At 51.7% G+C, this 21528-nt stretch carries 21 protein-coding genes; 16 read left to right on the top strand and 5 right to left on the bottom strand.

Translation table 11 applies throughout. The features are described from left to right. Window positions 1–228: 228 nt before the first annotated feature. From grxD to BN873_RS04210, 3 genes are all read right to left on the bottom strand, one after another. Window positions 229–567, bottom strand: coding sequence for a Grx4 family monothiol glutaredoxin (gene grxD / locus BN873_RS04220; RefSeq protein ID WP_048670965.1), 339 nt, complete (start codon window positions 565–567; stop codon window positions 229–231). A 222-nt stretch (window positions 568–789) separates the two neighbouring features. Next, window positions 790–2571, bottom strand: a complete 1782-nt coding sequence (locus BN873_RS04215; RefSeq protein WP_048670963.1) for an N-acetylglutaminylglutamine amidotransferase — start codon at window positions 2569–2571, stop codon at window positions 790–792. 37 nt (window positions 2572–2608) lie between these two features. Next, window positions 2609–2959, bottom strand: a complete 351-nt coding sequence (locus BN873_RS04210) for a BON domain-containing protein (RefSeq protein ID WP_048670960.1) — start codon at window positions 2957–2959, stop codon at window positions 2609–2611. Between the two features lie 265 nt (window positions 2960–3224). Here BN873_RS04210 and BN873_RS04205 point away from each other — a divergent pair, with 265 nt between their 5' ends. From BN873_RS04205 to BN873_RS04165, 9 genes are all read left to right on the top strand, one after another. Then, window positions 3225–3806 carry a superoxide dismutase gene (locus BN873_RS04205; RefSeq protein WP_048670958.1) on the top strand — a complete coding sequence of 194 codons (582 nt, stop codon included), beginning with the start codon at window positions 3225–3227 and terminating at the stop codon, window positions 3804–3806. A gap of 285 nt (window positions 3807–4091) precedes the next feature. Next, window positions 4092–5111, top strand: a complete 1020-nt coding sequence (locus tag BN873_RS20025) for a hypothetical protein (RefSeq protein WP_139031642.1) — start codon at window positions 4092–4094, stop codon at window positions 5109–5111. Further along, window positions 5111–5638: a GTP-binding protein gene (locus tag BN873_RS04195; RefSeq protein ID WP_048670955.1), complete on the top strand. Its 528-nt coding sequence runs from the start codon at window positions 5111–5113 to the stop codon at window positions 5636–5638. Before BN873_RS20025 ends, BN873_RS04195 begins: the two co-directional genes overlap by 1 nt. A gap of 61 nt (window positions 5639–5699) precedes the next feature. After that, a complete protein-coding gene (locus tag BN873_RS04190) occupies window positions 5700–6443 on the top strand; it encodes a roadblock/LC7 domain-containing protein (RefSeq protein WP_048670953.1) in 744 nt (247 codons plus the stop codon). Between the two features lie 209 nt (window positions 6444–6652). Then, window positions 6653–7309 (top strand): hypothetical protein, encoded by a 657-nt coding sequence (locus tag BN873_RS04185; RefSeq protein ID WP_048670951.1) that lies wholly within the window; start codon window positions 6653–6655, stop codon window positions 7307–7309. A gap of 9 nt (window positions 7310–7318) precedes the next feature. Further along, the gene (locus tag BN873_RS04180; protein ID WP_048670949.1) at window positions 7319–7855 is read left to right on the top strand and encodes a GTP-binding protein; all 537 of its coding nucleotides are present in this window, start codon (window positions 7319–7321) and stop codon (window positions 7853–7855) included. A gap of 3 nt (window positions 7856–7858) precedes the next feature. Beyond that, a complete protein-coding gene (locus BN873_RS04175) occupies window positions 7859–8254 on the top strand; it encodes a roadblock/LC7 domain-containing protein (protein WP_048670947.1) in 396 nt (131 codons plus the stop codon). Then, window positions 8251–8616, top strand: a complete 366-nt coding sequence (locus tag BN873_RS04170) for a roadblock/LC7 domain-containing protein (RefSeq protein ID WP_048670946.1) — start codon at window positions 8251–8253, stop codon at window positions 8614–8616. The genes BN873_RS04175 and BN873_RS04170 overlap by 4 nt, the downstream gene beginning before the upstream one ends. A gap of 103 nt (window positions 8617–8719) precedes the next feature. Beyond that, on the top strand, window positions 8720–9079 hold the full coding sequence (locus BN873_RS04165; RefSeq protein ID WP_048670944.1) for a hypothetical protein: 360 nt from the start codon (window positions 8720–8722) through the stop codon (window positions 9077–9079). 203 nt (window positions 9080–9282) lie between these two features. Here BN873_RS04165 and BN873_RS04160 read toward each other — a convergent pair whose 3' ends face one another. Together BN873_RS04160 and BN873_RS04155 are read right to left on the bottom strand one after the other, a co-directional pair. Next, the gene (locus BN873_RS04160; protein WP_048670941.1) at window positions 9283–11286 is read right to left on the bottom strand and encodes an acyl CoA:acetate/3-ketoacid CoA transferase; all 2004 of its coding nucleotides are present in this window, start codon (window positions 11284–11286) and stop codon (window positions 9283–9285) included. 66 nt (window positions 11287–11352) lie between these two features. After that, window positions 11353–12747 carry a GntP family permease gene (locus tag BN873_RS04155; protein ID WP_048670939.1) on the bottom strand — a complete coding sequence of 465 codons (1395 nt, stop codon included), beginning with the start codon at window positions 12745–12747 and terminating at the stop codon, window positions 11353–11355. Window positions 12748–12937: 190 nt separating this feature from the next. Between BN873_RS04155 and BN873_RS04150 the strand changes: the two genes are divergently transcribed. From BN873_RS04150 to BN873_RS04120, 7 genes are all read left to right on the top strand, one after another. Then, window positions 12938–13840 carry a LysR family transcriptional regulator gene (locus BN873_RS04150; RefSeq protein ID WP_048670937.1) on the top strand — a complete coding sequence of 301 codons (903 nt, stop codon included), beginning with the start codon at window positions 12938–12940 and terminating at the stop codon, window positions 13838–13840. A gap of 118 nt (window positions 13841–13958) precedes the next feature. After that, the gene (gene rnhB / locus BN873_RS04145; protein WP_048670935.1) at window positions 13959–14546 is read left to right on the top strand and encodes a ribonuclease HII; all 588 of its coding nucleotides are present in this window, start codon (window positions 13959–13961) and stop codon (window positions 14544–14546) included. Between the two features lie 2 nt (window positions 14547–14548). Then, window positions 14549–18067 (top strand): DNA polymerase III subunit alpha, encoded by a 3519-nt coding sequence (dnaE, locus tag BN873_RS04140; RefSeq protein ID WP_048670933.1) that lies wholly within the window; start codon window positions 14549–14551, stop codon window positions 18065–18067. A gap of 557 nt (window positions 18068–18624) precedes the next feature. Then, window positions 18625–19455: a response regulator gene (locus tag BN873_RS19300; RefSeq protein ID WP_048670930.1), complete on the top strand. Its 831-nt coding sequence runs from the start codon at window positions 18625–18627 to the stop codon at window positions 19453–19455. 143 nt (window positions 19456–19598) lie between these two features. Next, window positions 19599–19961 carry a response regulator gene (locus BN873_RS04130; protein WP_048670928.1) on the top strand — a complete coding sequence of 121 codons (363 nt, stop codon included), beginning with the start codon at window positions 19599–19601 and terminating at the stop codon, window positions 19959–19961. Window positions 19962–20038: 77 nt separating this feature from the next. Continuing rightward, the gene (locus BN873_RS04125) at window positions 20039–20596 is read left to right on the top strand and encodes a chemotaxis protein CheW (protein ID WP_082161086.1); all 558 of its coding nucleotides are present in this window, start codon (window positions 20039–20041) and stop codon (window positions 20594–20596) included. A 70-nt stretch (window positions 20597–20666) separates the two neighbouring features. Continuing rightward, the gene (locus BN873_RS04120; RefSeq protein ID WP_053085233.1) at window positions 20667–21470 is read left to right on the top strand and encodes a transporter substrate-binding domain-containing protein; all 804 of its coding nucleotides are present in this window, start codon (window positions 20667–20669) and stop codon (window positions 21468–21470) included. Window positions 21471–21528: the final 58 nt, after the last annotated feature.

The raw sequence follows: 21528 nt of genomic DNA, 5'->3' as shown, positions 1-21528 counted from the left end.
GTTAGTGGATATTGCAGCATACAAAATGCCCTATCTTTATCGCTGTATCTTTCAGTCTAACCCAACCTTGGAGCAGTCTCCAAGTTGGGAACCGTGCGAATTTACGCGCCGACATAAATTTAGACCTTTTTACAGCGATGTCGCGCGATAAAATGCCGGCTGGCTTAAAAACATACTAAAAAACCCGGCGGCGCCGGGTTGAAAAAGTAGTGCAAATCGGTTCGCTTGTCAGGTAGATGGCGTATCGTGCTTGGTGATGGCCGCTTCCACTAGCCCCTTCAATTCACCATTCTGATAAAGCTCCAGGGTAATGTCGCAACCCCCGACCAGTTCACCATCTACGTAAATTTGTGGGAAGGTAGGCCAGTCGGCGTAGCGCGGCAAGTTGTCGAAAATCTCCGGGTCCTCTAAGACGTTGACGTAGGCAAATGGGAAACCGGTGGCAGCCAGCGCTTGCGATGCCCGCTGCGAAAAACCACAGCGTGGCATCTCCGGGGTGCCTTTCATATAGATGACCACCGGATTGGATTCAACTTGTTGTTTGATGCGTTCAAGAACGTCATCCATCGGAAACTCCTGAGATGTTAAAGGGTTGGGAAGTTGGAAAGTGTGCGCTATCGGATTCCGATAATCCGGTAGGTGAGATCAGACAACCAGGCGGAAAAGAGCGGTGGCTGTATCCTCCAAAGCAGGCCCGATAAACGAGGGAATCGAACATTAGACCGAACCGGCGGAGGAGGTTGCAACCCAAGGTTTTTTACTGCACGGGATCAGCTTGTGAAGTCGCTTTTAGGGGCGATGATCTACATTGATTTGTAGCCAGAGTTCCAGCAGCGCGACGTGCCATAATTTGCTGCCCAGTAGCCGGGTCATATACATCTCAGGCGCGGCTAATAGCTTCTCCAGGTAGGGCCGCTGGAACAATCCACGTTCTCGGCAGGCGCGCGAGGTGACGATCTCTTGCATGAACTCTAAAAATTGACCGCGCACGAATTTGAGTGCCGGCACCGGAAAATAGCCCTTCGGTCGATCAATCACCGAATCGGGTAGCAGGCCGCGCGCAATTTTTTTCAAGACAGCTTTGCCGCCGTCGCCGATTTTTAGCTCGGCAGGCAGTTGCATGGCCAGTTCGACCAACTCGTGATCCAAAAAAGGCACCCTGGCTTCCAGCCCCCAGGCCATGGTCATGTTATCTACCCGTTTAACCGGATCGTCTACGATGAGGCTGGTCACATCTAACCGCAACACCTTATCGAGATATTCCTCTGCTCCTGGTTCCGCGAGCCGCTCGGCGATCAGCCGGGCGGTATGATCGGAACCGTGATAAGCCGGTGCGACCGTTTCCAGCCATTCAGGGTGGTCACGATCAAAATAATGGTGACGGAATCGATCCAGATCATCCCCGGTTTCGGCAACCATGCGGGGATACCAGAAGTAGCCGCCGAATACCTCATCGGCGCCTTGACCGCTTTGCACCACTTTAACTGCTTGCGATACCCGCTCGGCCAAGAGGAAAAAAGCCACTGCATCCTGGCCTACCATCGGTTCGGCCATGCAGGAGACCGCTTCCGGGAGCCGGTTCAAGACCTGATCGTTGGGGATCAAGTATTGGTGATGTCGCGTTTGATAGCGAGCTACGACTTGATCGGAGTATTCGAACTCACTGCCTTTCTCTTCTGGCTGATCCTCGAAGCCGACCGAGAAAGTCCGCAAATCATGGGCGCCGGTTTCGGCCAGCAACGCCACTAACAGGCTCGAATCCAACCCGCCTGAGAGCAGCACCCCAACGGGTACGTCAGCGATATCGAGCCGGCGCCGTACAGCCAGCCGTAGCGCCGCATGGATTTCCTCGGTCCACTCCGCTGCATTGCGTGATTCGGTGGGTCGTGTGGCTTGCAGCCGCCAGTAAACTCGGCTGTGCTGTGCGCCGTCGGCGGCGATAGTGAGGGTCGTCGCGGGGGGCAGTTTACGGATACCCTGTAAGAGGGTGCGTGGCGCTGGGACGACAGCGTGGAGAGTCAATTGATGGTGCAAGGCCACCGGGTCGATAGTGGTATCGATGTCGGTTGCTGCCAGCAGCGCTTGGCTGTTGGAGGCGAAGCGAAATGCGTGAGGCATTTGCGCGTAGTAGAGCGGTTTGATACCGAGACGGTCACGCGCTAAAAACAGGCTGCGCTCACGGATATGCCAAATTGCGAAGGCGAACATCCCGATCAGGTGTTCGACGCAGCGTTCTCCCCATTCGGCATAGGCTTTAAGAATGACCTCGCTATCGCCCTCAGAAAAAAATGAGTATCCCTTCGCTAGCAGGTCCCGCCTTAATTCCCGATAGTTGTAGATTGCGCCGTTAAAAACCAGAGCTAAGCCAAGATCTGCATCGATCATCGGCTGGTTAGACCGGTCGCTGAGGTCGATCACCGAGAGGCGGCGATGGCCTAGCAGGATAGGGCCGTCTGCCCAGACCCCCTCATGATCGGGGCCGCGCCGTGCCAGGCGATCCAGCGCCCGCTTCATCAAAACCAAGTCGGGATTACTGCCGTCGAAACGCAATTCACCGCAGATTCCGCACATGAACGACGCCCCGGGATTGAGAAGGGTAGGGTGGTACTTAGCGGAATTTGAGGTCGGCGGCTCTGACTGGAGGACGTACACCGGGTACGTTACGCGCCAGGGAAATCGCCCGATTGTAAGTTTGTGCGTTAGGAAGATTACCGCTTAATGTGACGACGCCGTTATTAGAATTGATGCTTAAACCGGCGCCGGCGATTTCCGGGTCTTGTTTGAAGCTGTCTTTGATAGCGGTCACGATCTCAGAGTCGCTGACCTTGGGCGTGCCGGTGGCAGCGGTCGATGAATCGGTAGCCGTACTGTCGGTGGAGCTGCCACCTAGACCCAGGCTCGAACAGCCCGTAGCGGTCAAGGTGGCCAGCACGGCAAGCGCGAGATAAAACTTATGCATGGGTCGGTCTCCTTAGATTCGGGGTGATAAGGCAGCGATATCGGCAGGCCCTCATCGAGCACCTGTGTCTTTAGTAAGCATAACATACCCTGCTATTTGCGACCCGCGTTGCATCACCAGAGACCGGCGTCTAGACTAGCTAAGGTTTCGCCGGTAAGCGCTCTCAGACGTGGTAAAACCATCGGTTGGCGCGTGCGCTAACTGGCTTTTGCGGATTTTAACCCGCCAATTCCTTGCTCATCTAACCGGTTACTGCGGAGACAAAATGGTCCATCAACTGCCTGAACTTCCCTACGCCAAGAATGCCTTGGAACCCCATATTTCAGCGGAGACGCTCGAATATCATTATGGTAAGCACCATCAGACCTACGTCACCAACCTCAATAACCTGATCAAAGGGACAGAATTCGAAAATCTGTCGCTTGAGGACATTGTGCTGAAATCATCGGGTGGTATTTTCAATAACGCTGCCCAGGTGTGGAATCACACTTTTTATTGGAATTGCCTGAAACCTGCCGGTGGCGGAGAACCGACGGGTGCCTTGGCTCAGGCCATCAACCAGAAATTCGGCTCATTCGCGGCTTTCAAAGAGGAATTCACCAAAGTCACTGTCGGCACCTTTGGTTCTGGGTGGGGTTGGCTTGTCAAAAATCCTGACGGTTCCGTGGAACTGCTGAGTACTTCCAATGCTGGGACGCCGGCGACCGCTGGTAAGAAAGCATTGTTGACTTGTGATGTGTGGGAACACGCTTACTACATCGATTACCGTAACTTGCGACCCAAGTACGTCGAAGCGTTCTGGAATCTCGTGAATTGGGATTTTGTGGCTCATCAGTACGCTGGTTGAGCACGACGGTTGGGTCAAGCGGATCGCTTGCTTGCCCCAACCATGTGCCATTGGTATTTAGCGTGTCAATAAACGGTAAGCGTGAGGCTGGTTGCCAGGATTTCTGCGGTACTGAACCGGCCAAAAGTCGCAAATTTAATACGAAGATATAGATTTTTCGATTGGTTATGTCTATACTATAGAATATACGGTCTTCTGGCGTATGATTGATATATATATGTTTGAAAAATGAATCTATTTTAAAACTCACGACAAATTGCAATCGCATGGGTCACTACCACACGTATGCCACAAACACTTCGGCTTTTTTCAAGTCAATTATCTGTTAGTAATTTATTAACCCTAAAGATTTTTCTAGGGTTAACGAAGACAGATCGGGTTGCGGTGTGGGAGTACACCGATGATCCAGAAGCGGCTACCGCTGTCTTAATTGATACGGATACTCCTGAAGGTCGTTCTCAAGTAAAAGAATGGGTTGACAGAAAAAAATCTCAAGTGCTCATTGCATTTAGCGATAAAGGGATAGGTTTACCCAACGGCGTATTGCTTCTCTCTCGCCCCTTGCGTTCTGCGGATCTGCTCGCTGTTCTACAGGAGGCTGCTACCCACTGTACCAGTGGTTCTGCGGGTCAAGAAAGGGGCAAGTCTTCGGGTCCGGCTGCTCAGGTCAGTGCATTACTGGAAGAAACTAATACCTCAGCTTCTTTTACCGGAACCGGCCGGGTTCTAAATTTTTTATATAAAAATCACGATAAAGCTTTAAAAGCAATTGATAGGGTCGGCAGATCGGTCATCTTCGACGTATGGCGTAGGCGATATTACACTATTAACCTCACGCGAACCGAAGTAGAAGACTTGCTCGCTTCGCCGGTGAGGAGTGTGCAAATACAAGAAATGAGCAGCAATGATCTAGCTAAAGAGATTCAGAATATTAAGGCACAAGATTCAGATCCACTATTTTGGACAGCAGCACTCGCTATTTCTAATGGTCAGTTGATGCTTGGTTTATTATTGGAAGGGTTCTATAAATTGAATCGCTGGCCCGACCTCAAGAAGTTAGGTGCAGATCCTCTCCATATGAAACTTGCGGCGTTATTGCGCAGCGGTGGAACCATCGATCACTTAGCGCATTTTACTAAGGCTCCGGTGGAAAATATTATTGATTTTATTAATGCTTGCCAGGTTTTGCATTATCTAGAAAATCAGCAAAAATCGATGCCATCGGTTTCTCCGGTTGAGCAGAAAAAACCGAGTGAAGAGAAGCGTGGTCTGTTTGCCAGAATTCGTAGCCGGTTGGGAATCTAATGAAACAAATTAAATTCATTTTTACTGGCCCGCCTGGTGCGGGCAAAACCACTGCAATCGCTACGATCAGTGAGTTTCCCCCGGTTTCAACCGATGTGTTTTCGACCGATAGTTTGTCGAAATTGAAAGATACAACCACGGTAGCCATGGATTTTGGCCAAATTACTTTGGAGAATGGCCAGAAGATTGGCCTATATGGAACGCCTGGTCAGCGTCGTTTCAAGTTTATGTGGGATATCTTGATCCAGGGCGGCTTGGGCTTGATTGTATTAATCGATAATAGAAGACCAGAACCTTTTAAAGATCTGGCGATGTATTTGGATAATTTCTCTGAGTTTATTGAAAAAACTGATGCAGTTATCGGTATTACGTGTATAGATATTAAAGATACGCCTACACTTGATGATTATCAGGATTTTTTAAAAGAACGCGGTCAAATTTACCCATCTTTTGCGATTGATGCCCGGAATAAAGATGATGTGCTTTTTTTACTAAATACTCTACTGACCTGTTTGGAGACTTCGTAAATAAATCTACCTTTAGATTTTTAGCCTCCCATACCCTAATACCTGGTTAAATAGACTGGCCATGAAGATCAAAAAGGGTAAATTGGCTGCTTTTTTCGGTTTTAAAAGCCAAAATCAGGAAGAGTCTACCGAGCAAAAAAGCCTTCCTGTCACAGATAAACCAATAGATTTTGGTGAGGATATCCATACGGAACAACCGGCGGTTATCGATTCTGCAATCGCTGATTCCAAAGCTACCGAACCAGTGGCGATCAACTCAGAAAATCTCCTTGAGCCATCGACCGAGATTGAAGAGAAGACGGTTGAAGTTGAAGAAAAAGCAACAGTTGCTGATCCACTTGAGGTTGAAGCAACGAACACTGAATTTAAAATGGCAACACCGGAGCCTACGATGGACTATGAACACGAAGAAGAGCATCTTATTGTTAATTATAGCAAGGAGCAGCTAGCGGTTAGCGAAGAAAAGCTAGAGGAGTTTATGCGGGTTTGTCCTGGTGCTTATGGCGTATTGATTTCTACTGTGGATGGCCATGAGCTTTTATATTTGGTGAAACGTGATATTCCGGTCCATAAAATATCGACCATGAATAGCTCATTGCTGGCTCTGGGTGAAAGCATCGCGCGCGAATCATCCCAAAAGCTTTGCCAGTTTGTTATTTTGGAAAATAGCGATGGTCGCGTTGTTTCTTTGCGGATTAATGATATATTGATGTTAACTTGCATTTCTTCAAAAGACACTAATCTTGGGATGTTACTCAGTGTAGGGCGCAATACCGCCGGCGATTTGATGAAAATACTAAGCTGATTAAACCATTAACCTATGAAGTAAATTTTTTTATAACTAAAGGTAAAATATAGTTGTTGATCATTAAAAACGTAGATCGAAATTATATTGATCATTAATCTCATGTGCCAGGCTAATTATCTTAGGTTTATTATTAACGAATCTTTCAGATACCGATTACAGATCACTAATCGCCACCGTCGTAGTGATATAGTGGGAAGCCTACCGGCATGACTATATTGAGATTTGGCATTCCCCATTTATCTGACCCCGAGGTTAGGTTGGTAAAAGCATTCTTTCGTTTATATTCACAAGACCCTACCTTTCGGTGGACGATTGTTGAAGGCCCTCCCTATGATGTATTGCTAGTTGATGAAAGTGTTTCTGAGGATGTGGTAGCGGGCACTGTGTTGACATTGACACCGGTCAAGTCTGAGTTGCCCAATACGTTGGAGCGTCCCCTTCGTTCAGACCATCTTGAAGCGTGGTTGAAGAAGGCTGAATACGATCTGCGCAATGCTCGCTTGCAACCGCAGCCTCCCGAAGAACAGCCAATAGACGAACAACGAATAGATCCTACCAGCAGCTCGCATTTCAAGCTGCGGCGTTGGCCACCGCCGGCTTTGTTAGGGTCGAATCCAGTTCGCGTTCGCATGGCGACTCTGATATCGCGTCGTGCCTTGCGGCTTGATGAGATGGCGGCTATTACTGAGCAGCCGCTTGCAGAGTGCGCGGCAGTGGTCAATTTGCTGCGAGGTGCAGGGTTGATCGAGATCCAGGATTTACCGGACAAGCCAATGACAATGGGCCGAGCCGGGGGTAGATTTGCAGATCAATCCGTTAAGCAAAGCTTTGTCAGCGGTGTCCGTAACAAGCTCGGACTGTAATCAGTCAAGATGAACGAATACAAAATTCTATTTACTGGCACTATGGGAGCGGGTAAGACCACCGCAATCGGCAGCGTGAGTGAAGCCGCACCGATTGTCACGGATGTCGCCAATACTGATCTTTCACTGGGTAAGGAGCGCACGACCGTAGGTCTCGATTTCGGTTTGCTGACGCTGGCCAGCGGAGATCGTATTCGCCTCTTCGGTACTCCAGGACAACAACGCTTTGATTTTCTTTGGAAGATTTTGGCAAAGAGCGCTATTGGCTTGATCATTCTGGTCGATAACTCGCGGTCCGATCCATTGGCGGACTTGGTGGTTTATCTTGATGGTTTCGCAGAGGATCTCAGCGTTCTACCATGTGCTATCGGCATCGGCCGCTTGGATACACATCCTGTCCCCACGCTTGAGGATTACATTGATATTCTTGCCAACCGCAATCAGCTGGTTCCTATCATGAGCGTAGATGTCCGACGCCGCGAAGATGTGGTTTTGCTGATTGATACCTTATTAGCTCAGCTCGAAGCAAACACGTTTGGAGCGTGAAGATTGGATAATACAATCCGCCTTCCCGAAAATGTTTTGGCCTTCGCCCGTCTTGAACTTCAGAAGATTGCCGATGAGCTTGAGGGCATAAAAGTCGTGGTTTTGGCTACCGAGGATGGTTTTGATATCGTCTCGGCCGTTCGCGACGGGAGTGATCCCAGCCGCATTGCCGCTATGGCCAGCTCTATTTCAGCGATCAGTACGGTAGTCTCTGAGGAAGCCAACTTGGGTGACAGTAAAAACGTCATTATCAACACTGTCTCTGGTTTTGCAGTGATGCAGAGCATTATCCGTAATGACGCCCGTTTGGTACTTAACGCCATCGCTAATGAAAAAGCGGTATTGGCACATGTGATTTATCGCACGTCGCACTTTGCAAATAGCTTACTCACCTTATGAATGCACAACGCTTGCGGGAAGCACTGGATGCAATTGCCGCCATGCCGGGAATGGATGGTTGCGCTCTGGTGGAAATTGAAGCAGGTATGGTCTGGCATGCCGCCGGGCATATCGGTGATGTACAGCATTTTGCCGAGGCGGCGAGCGACTACTGGCGCCTCTACGGGCGGCTAAGCCACCATTTTACCGGTCTTGGTGATTTGCGTGCCTCGGTCATGATTCATACCAATGGCCGGATTACGATGTTGCCATGCGGGAAAGGGATGTTGCTGGTTGCTTTGACCCGCCAGGACAGCCCGGTCGAATGGAGCGAATGGCAAATCCGGGCCAGACAATTAGCGAAGCTGGTTGATCAATTGTGATTGCCGTTAAGCGGCAATTGTGGATAGGGCGTATTTGCGTGGCGCTCTGCTTTGTTAACACGCAACCTGAAATATGACTTTAAACTGAGTTAGGAGTGTTTTTATGGCTACGATCAAACAAACTTTAGACGAATTAATGGGCCAGGATGGCGCCATGTGCGCAGCTATCGTCGATTCGACGAGCGGCATGATTCTAGGGTCTACTGGCTCCGGAGTTGATATCGAAGTGGCCGCCGCCGGCAACACTGAAGTGGTGCGTTCCAAGATTAAGACGATGCGCGCTTTGGGGCTTAATGATGTGATTGAGGATATTTTGATTACGTTGGGTAAGCAGTATCACATCATCCGTCCGTCCTCGCGCAAGGACGGTGTGTTTATTTATTTTGTGCTGGATAAGGCACGCGCGAACCTAGCCATGGCTCGCCGCAAGACACAGGACGTTGATAAAGAACTCAATTTCTAAAGAATCAAGATTGCGCAGTTCGGTTTCAACTAAATGCAAACTGCGTAACCTTTTTTAGTCCTGGGCTGATGCCAGTATCGGTTTTGTTTGATCATGCCCAAACAGATTCGCCGAACCCGCTTAAAACGCAGGGTTCGGCTTTTTGATTGGAACCTGCTTGCTTAGATATAGGCGCGGTTTCAGTCTGGTACGCTAAAGCAAGCTCATTGGTGCTTGGACGGATTGAGGCGGGCTGTTGCCTCAGCCGCTGTCTCATAAATGTGCGGCGTAAGATCGTGCTCGCGCAGCGCATCGCCCAACCGGGCGCGCAGAAAAGCGCTGGTGGTGTAGCGGGTCACGCCGACGTAATAGTGTTCCACCAGATCGCCAACCAGCTCCATGTACTCCTGCACCAACTCCGGCACGATCGAAAAATTGTCGTAATTGACGATGGCAAAGACTTTTTTGCCGAGCGGGTTGAGCTTGTCGGTCACCGCCGTCTGGATGCGCTCGATATCCCCCCGCTGGCGGATCGCCAATCCCTCGAAATTGATAAAGAACAGGTTCTTGGCCGGATCGTAGGACAGGCGCTGGTCGAGCGGTTGCACCAACAGGATGTCGCGTAACCCCATCGGCCCCTCGCTGAAAATCCGCGCGTCCATGAGCCGAAGCTGCGGGCTGACATGCGGCTGGAAGGTCATCCGCGCCAGCACGTCTCGCTCCAAGTCGATGCCGGGAGCGATTTCGATCAGTTCCGGCCCGTCGGCGGTCAGGCGAAACACCGCCCGTTCGGTGACGTACAGCACTGGCTGGTTGCGCTGGCTGGCCACCACGCCGCTGAAAGTGCGGTGTTCGACCTGTTCGACGAACTTGGGGGTCTCACCCTCTTGCAGGATGCGCAACTGGCCCTGTTCCACCGCAATTTTCAGCTTTCCGGCAGTAAAGGTGCCGGCGAACACCACTTTCCGCGAGTTTTGGCTGATGTTGATGAAGCCGCCCGCTCCGGCGATCTTGGTCCCGAACTTCGAAACGTTCAGGTTGCCCTGCGCATCCACTTGCGCCAGCCCCAGCACCGTCAAATCCAGCCCGCCGCCATCGTAGAAATCAAATTGGTTGGGCTGATCGATGATGGCTTGCACGTTGGTCGAGGCGCCGAAGTCCAAGCCACCCGCCGGAATGCCGCCGACCACGCCCGGCTCGGCGGTCATGGTCAGCAGATCGATGATTTTTTCCTCGGCGGCGACATTGGCCACACTTTCCGGCATCCCGATTCCCAGATTGACGATGGCGTTCAGCGGTAATTCAAAGGCCGCGCGCCGGGCGATGATTTTGCGCTCGCTCATCGGGATCGATGGGATGGATGCCAGCGGCACTTTGATTTCGCCGGAGAACGCCGGGTTGTACGGCGTGGCGAAAGTCTGCCAGTGGTGTTCGGGTGGGGCGACCACGATGCAATCGACCAGGATTCCGGGAACGCGCACGTCTTTTGGTCTTAGGAAGCCGCGCTCGGCCACCCGCTCTACTTGGGCGATGACGATGCCGCCGGAGTTGCGCGCGGCGGTGGCGATCGCCAGCGACTCCAGCGTCAGCGCCTCTTTTTCCATGGTCAGGTTGCCGTCAATGTCGGCGGTCGTGGCGCGGATGATGCCGACGTTGATCGGAAAGGCCTTGTAGAACAAGTATTCCCACTCGCCAATCGTCATCACCTGTACCAAATCGTCCTGGGTGATGGTGTTGAGCTTGCCGCCGCCGTGGCGCGGATCGACGAAGGTGCCGAGTCCGACGTGAGTCAGCGTGCCCGGTTTGCCGGCGGCGATGTCACGATACAGATGGGTGATGACGCCTTGGGGCAGGTTGTACGCCTCGATTTTGTTGGCTACAGCCAACGCTTGCAGCTTCGGCACTAGGCCCCAATGGCCGCCGACCACCCGTTTGACCAAGCCTTCATGGCCCAGGTGGTTCAGTCCTCTGGTTTTACCGTCACCCTGACCGGCGGCGTACACCAGCGTCAAATCGCGGGGTTTGGCGAGGCCGGGGGTTTCCGTATCTTCTTCTGGCGCCAGATAGAGTTCCTCCAAGGCGCAGGCAATGTCCTCGGCGAAGCCGGTGCCGACGAAACCGCTGGTGGCGAGGGTATCGCCGGGGCGGATCAAGCTCACCGCCTCGCGGGCGCTGACCACTTTGCCGCGTTCGGGAATGTTCAGCAAAGCAAGCAGGGGATGCTGCATGGTGTTCTCTCTCCTTTGGGTGATGACTGGGCGCGGCCCATCGGCTGCGCCTCAGACGGAGCCGGATCAGTAAATCCCGGTCAAGTAGTAGAAAGCGATCACGACGAACACCGCGCTGGTTTTGATCACGGTAATGGCGAAGATGTCTTTGTAGGATTGCATGTGGGTCAAACCGGTCACCGCCAGCAAGGTAATCACCGCGCCGTTGTGCGGCAGGGTATCCATGCCGCCGCTGGCCATCGACGCGACCCGATGCAGCACCTCCAGCGGAATGCCGGCGGCGTTGGCGACCTCAATGAAATGCGTGGCCATGGTGGCTAGCGCGATACTCATACCGCCCGAAGCGGAGCCGGTGATGCCGGCCAAGGCGGTCACGGTAACTGCTTCGTTGATCAGCGGATTGGGAATCGCCCGCAGCGCGTCGGCCACCACAAGAAAGCCCGGCAGCGCGGCAATCACGCCGCCAAAGCCATATTCGGAAGCGGTGTTCATCGCCGCCAGCAGCGATCCGGCCACCGCCGACTTAGCCCCTTCGGCGAATTTTTCCCGAATCGGCCCCCAGGCGGTGATCACCACGAACAGAATCCCCATGAGTAGCGCTGCTTCGACCGCCCAGATCGCGGCCACTTTAGGGACTTCAAAGGGTACGGGTTTGGCGCCGATGCCGGTCATAGTTAGCTCATATTTCGTGCCATACAGCACCGGTACCAGTTGGGTAAAAACGTAGTTGAGGATGCCGACCAGGAACAGTGGAGTGATGGCCAGGATCGGATTGGGCAACTTTTCGTGCGAGAACGGTTCCGGTTCGTTGGCCAGGTTGATGCCATAATCCTCGCCAGTTGCTTCGGCGCGGCGGCGCTGCCAGTTGAGATATAGCATCCCGACTATGAAAATGAAAATGGCCCCAACTACCCCCAACCAAGGCGCAGCCCAGGTGCTGGTCTGGAAAAACGAAGTCGGAATGATGTTCTGAATCTGCGGGGTGCCGGGCAGCGAGTCCATGGTAAAGGTGAAAGCACCCAAGGCGATGGTGCCCGGAATCAGACGCTTCGGAATATGGGTTTGCCGGAACAGCTCCGCCGCGAACGGGTAGACCGCGAACACGACCACAAACAGCGAAACACCGCCATAGGTCAAAATCGCACACACCACGACGATGGCCAACATCGCGCGCTCATGGCCGATGGCGCCAACTACCGAGGAGACGATGGATTTTGAATAGCCCGATAACTCAATGACTTTGCCAAATACAGCCCCCAGCATGAAGACAGGGAAGTAGAGCTTCACGAAGTTGACCATCTTGTCCATGAACACGCCAAGATACATCGGCGCGACCAGGGTTGGATCGGTTAGCAATACCGCCAACAAGGCAGCAACCGGTGCGAATAGCACTACACTGTGGCCTTTATAGGCCACATACATGAGCAGGATAAGTGCTCCTAAAACGATTATGAAACTCACTGGAATGACCCCTTGGTGGAAATGTTCTCTTGATGTCCGGTGTTAGCCCGATGGCTCGAACCTGACACGCTCAATAGTAGTTGCCGAGAATAAGGTTTGAAAATTCGCAAAAAAATTTAAAAACCTGTGCGGAAATGCACAGAGTCGGCCACACTGAAGTTTAGGAATATGAAATGCTGGTAGGTCGCCGATGAAACACGAGATGGATTGGAGCGATTTACGCTACTTTTTGGCGGCGGCGCGTTTAGGTCGGCTGAGTCCGGCTGCCCGTCGTTTGCAGGTCGAGCACAGCACGGTATCACGTCGGATCGATAGCCTCGAGCGGACGATGGGGACGCGGCTGTTCGAGCGCCACCGCGATGGGTTGGTGCTCACGGAAGCCGGCCATGCCTTGCTGCCAATGGCGGAGCAGGTGGAAGCTACGGTTGCTGTCCTGTCGGAAGCCTTGTCAGGCCAAGACCTGTCCATTCGTGGCGAAGTGCGGCTCGGCACGCCCGAAGGGCTGGCGGTCTGTTTTCTCACCCCCAAGCTCAAGCCCTTGCTTGATGACTATCCCAATCTGACCGTTGAGTTGCTGGCGCTGCCGAGATTGGCGAATCTGGCCAGTCGCGAGGCCGATTTAGCGATCACGCTGGAACCGCCGCGCCGTGGCCCTTACGTGGTCGCCCGCTGGACTGATTACAGCTATTTTCTCTATGGATCGCGCGACTATTTGGATCAACACGGCCCGATTACAACGCGCGCCGATTTGGCGCGCCATCCCTTCGTTGCCTACATCGACGATTACTTGCTGATTCCAGAGCTGCGTTTTCTCGAAAAGCTCTGCGATAAACCAAATTTGCGTTTTAGCAGCACCAGCATGTTGGCACACAAGGAAGCCGTGCTGGCGGGAGTCGGATTGGCGGTGCTCACCCCTTACATTAGCGGGAATGATCAAAGGCTGATCAAAGTGTTACCGGATGAAGCTCAATTTCAGCACACGTTTTGGTTGGCGGCGCACGCGGATCGCTTGCGGCTCAAACGGGTGCGGCTGGTGTGGGATTACCTGATGGAGTTGATAACAACCCATCGCCCGCTTTTCCTTGGCGGATAGCTGGCTGAAGAGGGTTGCTTGAGATATCGTCCTCAAATTATGTAAGAGGAACCGACTACACGGGTTATCCCTTTTAGAAAAGATGCAGTGACCCCAACAAAACTTTTTGAATAACCCTATGCTAGAAACTCTACTGATATCGGGCGTTGATGAAGCCGGGCGTGGTCCTTTAGCGGGTCCGGTCGTTGCCGCCGCTGTTATTCTTGATCATGCCCGACCTATTCTGGGCTTGGCGGATTCTAAGAAACTGAGCGTGGCACAGCGTGAGCGTCTGGCCGGAGAAATTCGCGCTAAGTCATTAGCGTGGGCGCTCGGTCGTGCGAGTGTGGCTGAAATTGATCGGTTGAACATCCTGCAAGCATCCCTGTTGGCGATGCAGCGGGCGGTTGCCGCGTTGCCAATTGCTCCTGTCGAGGTCTTGGTGGACGGTAATCGTTGCCCGCAACTGGCTTGTCGCTGTCAAGCGATCATCAAGGGCGATGCCACAGTGCCGGTTATCAGCGCGGCGTCGATTCTGGCCAAGGTGGCCAGAGATGCCGAATTGATCGAGTTAGACTACCGTTATCCGCAATACGCCTTCGCCCGCCATAAGGGCTATCCGACTGCTGTGCATCTCGCAGCACTACGCCGTCACGGTCCTTGTCCTGAGCATCGTCGTTCCTTCGCACCGGTCGCTGCTGTTCTGCAAACGGCCATTGGGATATGAGCATGGCTGCTTCCTTCGTGCATTTGCGCCTCCATACCGAATACTCGCTGGTCGATGGACTGATCCGTATCAAAAGCCTGATTAAGCAAACTGTGACTGCCGGTATGCCTGCTGTAGCCGTCACCGATATGAGTAATCTGTTTGCGTTGATCAAGTTTTACAAAGCGGCGCTCGGATCGGGCGTTAAGCCCATCGTTGGCGTCGAAGCGTGGGTGCGGCACGGCGACGAACCCGCGCGTTTACTGCTGCTCTGTCAGAATTTAACTGGCTATCACAACCTGACCCGCTTGGTTAGCCGTGGCTTCCTGGAAGGCCAACAGCGAGGGGTGCCGATCATCGATTCTGCCTGGTTGGCTGGCAATACCGAGGGGTTGATTGCCCTGTCGGGCGGCCGCGAAGGCGAGCTGGGCCGAGCGTTGCTGAATGGGCAACCGGAACGTGCCAGCGCCTGGTTGGCAGATTGGCGTGAACTGTTCCCGGAGCGGTTTTATCTGGAAGTACAGCGTACCGGCAGACCTCAAGAAGAAGCCTATCTAGGCGCTGCCGTTGATCTGGCAGTCGCGGCCGGGGTGCCGGTCGTGGCGACCAACGAGGTGTGTTTTCTCCAACGCAGCGATTTCGAGGCCCATGAGGCCAGGGTATGCATTCATGACGGTATGACCCTGGATGATCCACGGCGACCACGCCGCTACAGCGATCAACAGTACTTAAAGACACCGGCGGAAATGGCCGATCTGTTCGCCGATTTGCCGGAAGCGCTAGAAAACAGCCTCGAAATCGCCCGGCGTTGCAATTTACGGTTAGAATTGGGCAAAAACGTGTTGCCGGATTTTCCGGTGCCAGCAGATATGACCGCCGAGGCTTATTTTTCAACCGAAGCGCGCGCTGGTTTAGAAGCGCGCCTACCACGTTTGCTCGACCTCGCCGCCACCGATTTCCTTGAGCGTCGCAAGATTTACGATGAGCGCTTGACGGAAGAACTCGGGGTCATCATCCAGATGGGATTCCCCGGTTATTTTCTGATTGTCGCCGACTTTATCCGTTGGGCGCGTGAACATGGCGTGCCAGTCGGGCCAGGGCGCGGTTCTGGCGCCGGTTCCCTGGTGGCCTACGCACTCGGCATCACCGATCTTGATCCACTGGCTTACGATCTGTTGTTCGAGCGCTTCCTCAATCCCGAACGGGTATCAATGCCGGATTTCGACATTGATTTCTGCATGGAAGGTCGGGATCGAGTGATCGACTATGTGGCGCAGCGCTACGGTCGTGACCGGGTTTCGCAGATCGCCACCCACGGTAGTATGGCGGCTAAGGCTGTCGTGCGCGATGTCGGTCGGGTGTTGGGCCATCCCTATGGATTCGTAGACCGCATTGCCAAGCTGATTCCCTTTGAAATCGGTATGACGCTTGAGAAGGCTATTGAGCAGGAAGCCGAGTTGCGGCGGTTGTATGAGGGGGATGAGGAAGTCCGTGCCCTGATTGAACTCGCACGCAAACTGGAAGGGTTGGCACGCAATGTTGGCAAACATGCCGGTGGCGTGGTCATCGCTCCGTCTAATCTGACAGACTTTTCGCCGCTTTATTGTGAAGAAGGCGGTCAGAACTTGGTCACCCAGTTCGACAAGGATGACGTAGAAGCAGCCGGGTTAGTCAAATTTGACTTTTTGGGTCTGCGCACCCTGACGATTATTGATTGGGCAGTGCAGACCATCAACCAGCAGCGTCTGATCACCGGTGAGGCACCGCTGGATATCACCACCATCCCGCTGGATGATGCAGAAACATTCGACCTGCTGAGACGCCATCAGACCACGGCGGTTTTCCAACTGGAATCCAGCGGCATGAAGGATCTGATTCGCCGTTTGCAGCCGGACTGTTTTGAGGACATCGTGGCATTGGTGGCGTTGTTTCGCCCAGGCCCTCTGCAATCGGGCATGGTGGATGACTTCATCGACCGCAAACATGGCCATGCTCGCATTGAATACCCCCATCCAGCACTCGCCAATGTTCTCAGGCCGACCTACGGCGTCATCCTTTATCAAGAGCAGGTCATGCAAATTGCTCAGGTGCTGGCCGGCTATACCTTGGGCGGTGCTGATTTGCTGCGGCGAGCAATGGGTAAGAAGAAAGCGGAGGAGATGGCCAAGCAGCGCGAGACCTTCGTCAAGGGTGCTGTTGAACGCCAGGTGGAAACAGAGACAGCTACTTATATTTTTGATTTGATGGAGAAATTTGCCGGATACGGCTTCAATAAATCGCATTCTGCGGCCTATGCTCTGGTTTCCTACCAGACTGCTTGGCTCAAGGCCCACTATCCGGCTGCTTTTATGGCGGCGGTATTGTCCTCGGACATGGACAAGACCGATAAGGTCGTTGTGTTTATTGAAGAATGCCGACGGTTGCAGCTCCAACTGACACCACCGGATATCAATCTCTCCGAATATCGATTTGCAGTGGGTGCGGCCAACGAGATCCGCTACGGTTTAGGTGCCATTAAGGGTGTCGGTGAAAGTGCGATTGAGACTCTACTGGAAGAGCGACAGCGGGGCGGGGCGTATCATGATTTATTCGATTTATGCCAGCGCGTGGAGCTACGTAAGCTGAATCGGCGCGTGCTGGAAGCCTTGATCCGTTCCGGTGCCATCGACGCTCTTGGCCCAAATCGAGCGACTTTAGCGGCGCAATTGCCGGAAGCGTTGCGGGAAGCCGAGCAGCTTTCGCGTAATGATGCGGCCGGGCAAGATGATCTATTCGGGTTAGTTGCTGCGACGAAAACAGCAAGGCAGCCGTTACGGATCGCTCAAGTGGTGGAATGGGCTGAGCAAGAGCGGCTGCGTGGCGAAAAGGAAGCATTAGGTATTTATCTGAGCGGTCATCCTGTCAATCGCGTGGCGATGGAACTGGTCGCGCTGGGCGCTGCTCCGCTGGAGAATTTACTCGAAAACGGCACTCCCAGAGCGCGGAGCGACAACCGTTCCGTATTGGTCGGTGGCCTCGTGGTCAGCCTGCGCACCCGCAACGCTAATCGAGGGGGACGCATCGCTTTCGTCACCTTGGAGAATGGGCGGGGTCGGCTAGAAATCCGCCTTTTCCCAGAAGTTTATGAGCGCCATCGCCAGAGTCTTGCTGAGGATGCGATTGTGTTGGTGGAGGGGACGCTCGGTTGGGATGAGTTCAACCAAACCACCCGCCTTAATGTGGAGCGGGTCCTGGATTTGGATGGTGCGCGTGCAGAGTATGCCCGCCGGCTGATGATACGGTTTGATGCTGGCCAATGCCAAGCGGGTCTGCTACGCCAGTTGCGGGATCTGCTGGCGGCGCATCGTGCGAATGGCTGTTGCGTGGTCTGGGTGGATTATCGCGGTGCTGAGGCCCGGGTCGCACTGACTTTCGGTGCAAGCTGGTGCGTCAAACCCAGTGAGACTCTGCTTGAGCAATTGCATACTTTGCTGGGTAGCAGGGAGGATGCGGTACTTCAATATGAGCCTCAATCGAGCGTGCGGCACAATCACATGGCTTAAATCAGCCTGAGTATGACTCTTGTCGGTGATCAGATTGCGCTCAGGGTACGTTAGACGACACCCTTATAGCCAGGTTAGGTATTCACTAAGGATCATAAGGTACTTAAGTCAAACTAGAGTTTGCTCATGGTGAATTTTTGTATATTTTCTATACTTGTGCATAATTTTTATCCATCTATCTTGCGGGTGTGTGGTGCGTTGCGACTAATTTTTCAGATTTAGAATGGTTTTTAGGCTCTTTTTAGATATTGTAAAATTCCTATTTTAGACTATAATAAATAAGATGTAACAATAATTATATATTTTTGCGATGTCAGCCTAGGGGATTAGGTGCTATAGGGAGACTATCCGCATGGTTGAATTTTATGGCTCAGGGTTTATCGATTCGGCCTCAATATCTAAATTTAGAGAGAGTGTGACAGGCAAGAACGTATTGTCTCAGGATAGCTTGAAACGACGTTTGGGGAGCGGGCATCGCTCTATGTACCTAAAGGGACCTACAATCAGGCTTGAATTTCAAGCAATTTGACATTCTCTGAAGTGGGGAATTAGTACGAATGGGCAAGAAAACTTTTCAAGTCGCCATGATTGGCATCTCTGAGTCCGAAAGGAATATATTGCGCAATATATTCAAATTGTCTCAATACCGTAATTATACCTATATCGTTGCTGTTCCCGGAGAGCTGACCGATATACTGATAGTGGATGCCGACGATCCACAAGCGATGGGTGAGTGGCGGCAGGCTAAGGGAGGTACAGCTACTGGTGGTAGTACCAGTTACCGGTCGAATATCCCAACGATCATGGTTACCCATGAAGAACCGCCAGATTCCATACTCCATTATATTCGTCGTCCTTTCGTTGCCAGCCGGGTTATCAACGTTCTCGATCACTTGGCAAACAAAGAATTACAAAGTGATCATGAGCGAATCATTGGAGTAGACCCCAACCAGAAATTAACTACCGAACCAGTAAAACCTGCCGCTGATAGCGTTGTAAAAGCCGATGCTCCCAATGCAGCGCCTACCTTAACCGCTTTAGTGGTTGATGACAGTGCGCCGGTAAGAAAGCAAATCGAACTGGAGCTAAAAATGTTTGGTATCCATGTGCATACGGCAGAGACTGGAGAACAGGCAATTGAATATATTAATAAGAATTACTATAACCTGGTCTTTCTAGACGTCGTTTTACCAGGCATAGACGGGTATCAGCTTTGTAAGATGTTTAAGAAAGATAAAGCAAAAAAGAAGATTCCGGTGATTATGTTAACCAGTAAATCTTCTCCTTTCGACCGCGTAAAGGGAGCATTGGCGGGCTGTGATACTTATTTGACAAAGCCTGTTAAACAGGAAACTTTTCAGAAAACAGTGAAAAAATACTTAAAGTAATTTATAAGAATTTTTGCAGCTTAGATATTTAATAGTCTTATAGAGAACAGTTTTCAATGATGACTCTAGTAATAGGCTCTTGGCCGAATTAGAGTCGTGTTCATTTAATCATTTTACTGGGCTTGATGCAGAGGCAAGAAGCGATGATCAATAAGATATTGGTAGTGGATGATTCGCCGGCTGATCTGAAGAATATTACCAATATTCTTTCAGAGGCTGGTTTTGTTGTGGTTTCCGCCTCTGATGGGAAAGAGGCGATTCAAAAAGCTAAAGCGGAAAAGCCGAGTATCATTTTCATGGACATCATCATGCCCAGCATGGATGGTTTTGCGACGTGCCGTGCTTTAACTGCTGACGAAGAGACCAAGGCGATTCCGGTCATTTTTGTAACGAGCAAAAATCAGAAAGCGGATCGTCTCTGGGCACAGATGCAAGGCGCTAAAGGGTATGTGACAAAACCATATTCAGCAGATGAAATTATTGATCAGCTAAAAGCTTTTCGCTAAATGATGATGGCTGCGAAGCTCTTAGTTTTTAGACGGGAAGATTATTAAGTTGGCTTGGAACTTGGGGAAAGTGAGCGATGGCAAGGGAAGAGACGACGGAAAATCCGCGTTTGTTAGCCCCCAGTGCGGCTCTTAATCGCTTTAATCCGGCAAGAGGGGCGATTGTAGGGCTTAAACCGGTATTGCGCCAGCGGATACGTTACGGTTTCCGGATGGGGAATATGGGGTTTCTTATTGACATTGATACAGTGAGTGAAGTGGTTGAGCGGGCGACGGTCTATCCCGTGCCGCAAACACCGCCATGGCTGGTCGGCCTTCTCAATCTTCGTGGCAACCTGGTACCGGTTTTTAACTTCAAAGCATCGTTGGGCTTAGACAATGTAGCCCCCGACAACCATTATTTGTTGTTGCTCGGTGAGGGGGGCGATATGGTTGGTTTCTTCGTGGAGAGCCTGCCGCAGACGGTCGATACCAGTCATAAATTAGCTCATCCACCACCATTACCGGCCGCGCTGCGGGGGTATGCCGGTGATATTTACAGTTTCGATAAAATCGTTTGGGTGGAATTCGACCATCGTAATTTCTTCCAATCTTTGGCGGCGTCGGCCGTAACGGCTGATTTTTATCGCTCATAGGCTAATGAGATGGAATAGGCCCGGCGAAGCTTGCTTTTTGAATTTAAGGGTTTATACAGAGATTACCTTCATGACAAAATTTTCTTTTATTTCTGCGATTCTCATCTTTTCTTTTTCTTTGGTCGGTTTTTCTTCTTATGCCAATACTTTGGAAGGCATCAAGAAAAATGGCACCTTGAAAGTCTGTACCGAATCCAAATATATGCCGTTTGCAATGCTCGATAAGCAAAATCAAATTATCGGTTTTGATGCAGATATGGCTGGCCTCATCGCCAAGGAGTTGGGTGTTCAGCTTCAATTATCAGATACACCTTGGGCCGACATCATTACTGCTTTGCTTGATGGCAAGTGCGAAATTATTATGGGTGGCATGACTATCACCGATGAACGTCGTAAAAAGATTGATTTCTCTGATTCTTATATCTCGATTGGCCAGACCGTGCTAATCCGTAAGGAGCTTTCCGATAAGATTAAGTCATATCGTGATTTAAATGATTCGAAATATAAGGTGGCTTCAAAGGCGGAAACCACCGGTGAAGCGGCGGTAAAACAAAACATCCCTAATGCGACTTACAGTTCCTTCAAAGCAGAGCAGGATGGGGTGGCGGCCCTTATCGAGGGGAAGATTGATGCTTTTGTTTACGATTCGCCATCAAATGCAGTCGCCATTGCTCGGCAGGGTAGTGAAAAACTAGTTTTCTTAGATCAACCTTTTACACTCGAACGCTTAGGCTGGGGAGTGCGTAAGGGGGATGCAGCCTTTGTTGAGTGGTTAAATGGCTTTGTGAAAAAAATCAATAAAGATGGTATTAAATACAAATTATACCAAAAATGGTTTAAAAATTCTGACTGGTTCAACACTGTCAAACAGTGAGCCTCAAGTGAATCGCACCCTTTCTTGGCTTGGAATCAAGCGGCTTAACTATCGGTAA

Origin of the sequence: Candidatus Competibacter denitrificans Run_A_D11 (assembly GCF_001051235.1) — a bacterium.
Classification (GTDB): Bacteria; Pseudomonadota; Gammaproteobacteria; order Competibacterales; family Competibacteraceae; genus Competibacter_A; species Competibacter_A denitrificans.
The sequence above is the reverse complement of the archived record's forward strand: the minus strand, read 5'-3'. Positions and strand labels throughout refer to the sequence as shown.

Bases quoted from the DNA above. Each gene is read 5' to 3' on its own strand.
- grxD (WP_048670965.1), bottom strand. From the start codon at position 567: ATGGATGACGTTCTTGAACGCATCAAACAACAAGTTGAATCCAATCCG.
- BN873_RS04215 (WP_048670963.1), bottom strand. From the start codon at position 2,571: ATGTGCGGAATCTGCGGTGAATTGCGTTTCGACGGCAGTAATCCCGAC.
- BN873_RS04210 (WP_048670960.1), bottom strand. From the start codon at position 2,959: ATGCATAAGTTTTATCTCGCGCTTGCCGTGCTGGCCACCTTGACCGCT.
- BN873_RS04205 (WP_048670958.1), top strand. From the start codon at position 3,225: ATGGTCCATCAACTGCCTGAACTTCCCTACGCCAAGAATGCCTTGGAA.
- BN873_RS20025 (WP_139031642.1), top strand. From the start codon at position 4,092: ATGCCACAAACACTTCGGCTTTTTTCAAGTCAATTATCTGTTAGTAAT.
- BN873_RS04195 (WP_048670955.1), top strand. From the start codon at position 5,111: ATGAAACAAATTAAATTCATTTTTACTGGCCCGCCTGGTGCGGGCAAA.
- BN873_RS04190 (WP_048670953.1), top strand. From the start codon at position 5,700: ATGAAGATCAAAAAGGGTAAATTGGCTGCTTTTTTCGGTTTTAAAAGC.
- BN873_RS04185 (WP_048670951.1), top strand. From the start codon at position 6,653: ATGACTATATTGAGATTTGGCATTCCCCATTTATCTGACCCCGAGGTT.
- BN873_RS04180 (WP_048670949.1), top strand. From the start codon at position 7,319: ATGAACGAATACAAAATTCTATTTACTGGCACTATGGGAGCGGGTAAG.
- BN873_RS04170 (WP_048670946.1), top strand. From the start codon at position 8,251: ATGAATGCACAACGCTTGCGGGAAGCACTGGATGCAATTGCCGCCATG.
- BN873_RS04165 (WP_048670944.1), top strand. From the start codon at position 8,720: ATGGCTACGATCAAACAAACTTTAGACGAATTAATGGGCCAGGATGGC.
- BN873_RS04160 (WP_048670941.1), bottom strand. From the start codon at position 11,286: ATGCAGCATCCCCTGCTTGCTTTGCTGAACATTCCCGAACGCGGCAAA.
- BN873_RS04150 (WP_048670937.1), top strand. From the start codon at position 12,938: ATGAAACACGAGATGGATTGGAGCGATTTACGCTACTTTTTGGCGGCG.
- rnhB (WP_048670935.1), top strand. From the start codon at position 13,959: ATGCTAGAAACTCTACTGATATCGGGCGTTGATGAAGCCGGGCGTGGT.
- dnaE (WP_048670933.1), top strand. From the start codon at position 14,549: ATGGCTGCTTCCTTCGTGCATTTGCGCCTCCATACCGAATACTCGCTG.
- BN873_RS19300 (WP_048670930.1), top strand. From the start codon at position 18,625: ATGGGCAAGAAAACTTTTCAAGTCGCCATGATTGGCATCTCTGAGTCC.
- BN873_RS04130 (WP_048670928.1), top strand. From the start codon at position 19,599: ATGATCAATAAGATATTGGTAGTGGATGATTCGCCGGCTGATCTGAAG.
- BN873_RS04125 (WP_082161086.1), top strand. From the start codon at position 20,039: ATGGCAAGGGAAGAGACGACGGAAAATCCGCGTTTGTTAGCCCCCAGT.
- BN873_RS04120 (WP_053085233.1), top strand. From the start codon at position 20,667: ATGACAAAATTTTCTTTTATTTCTGCGATTCTCATCTTTTCTTTTTCT.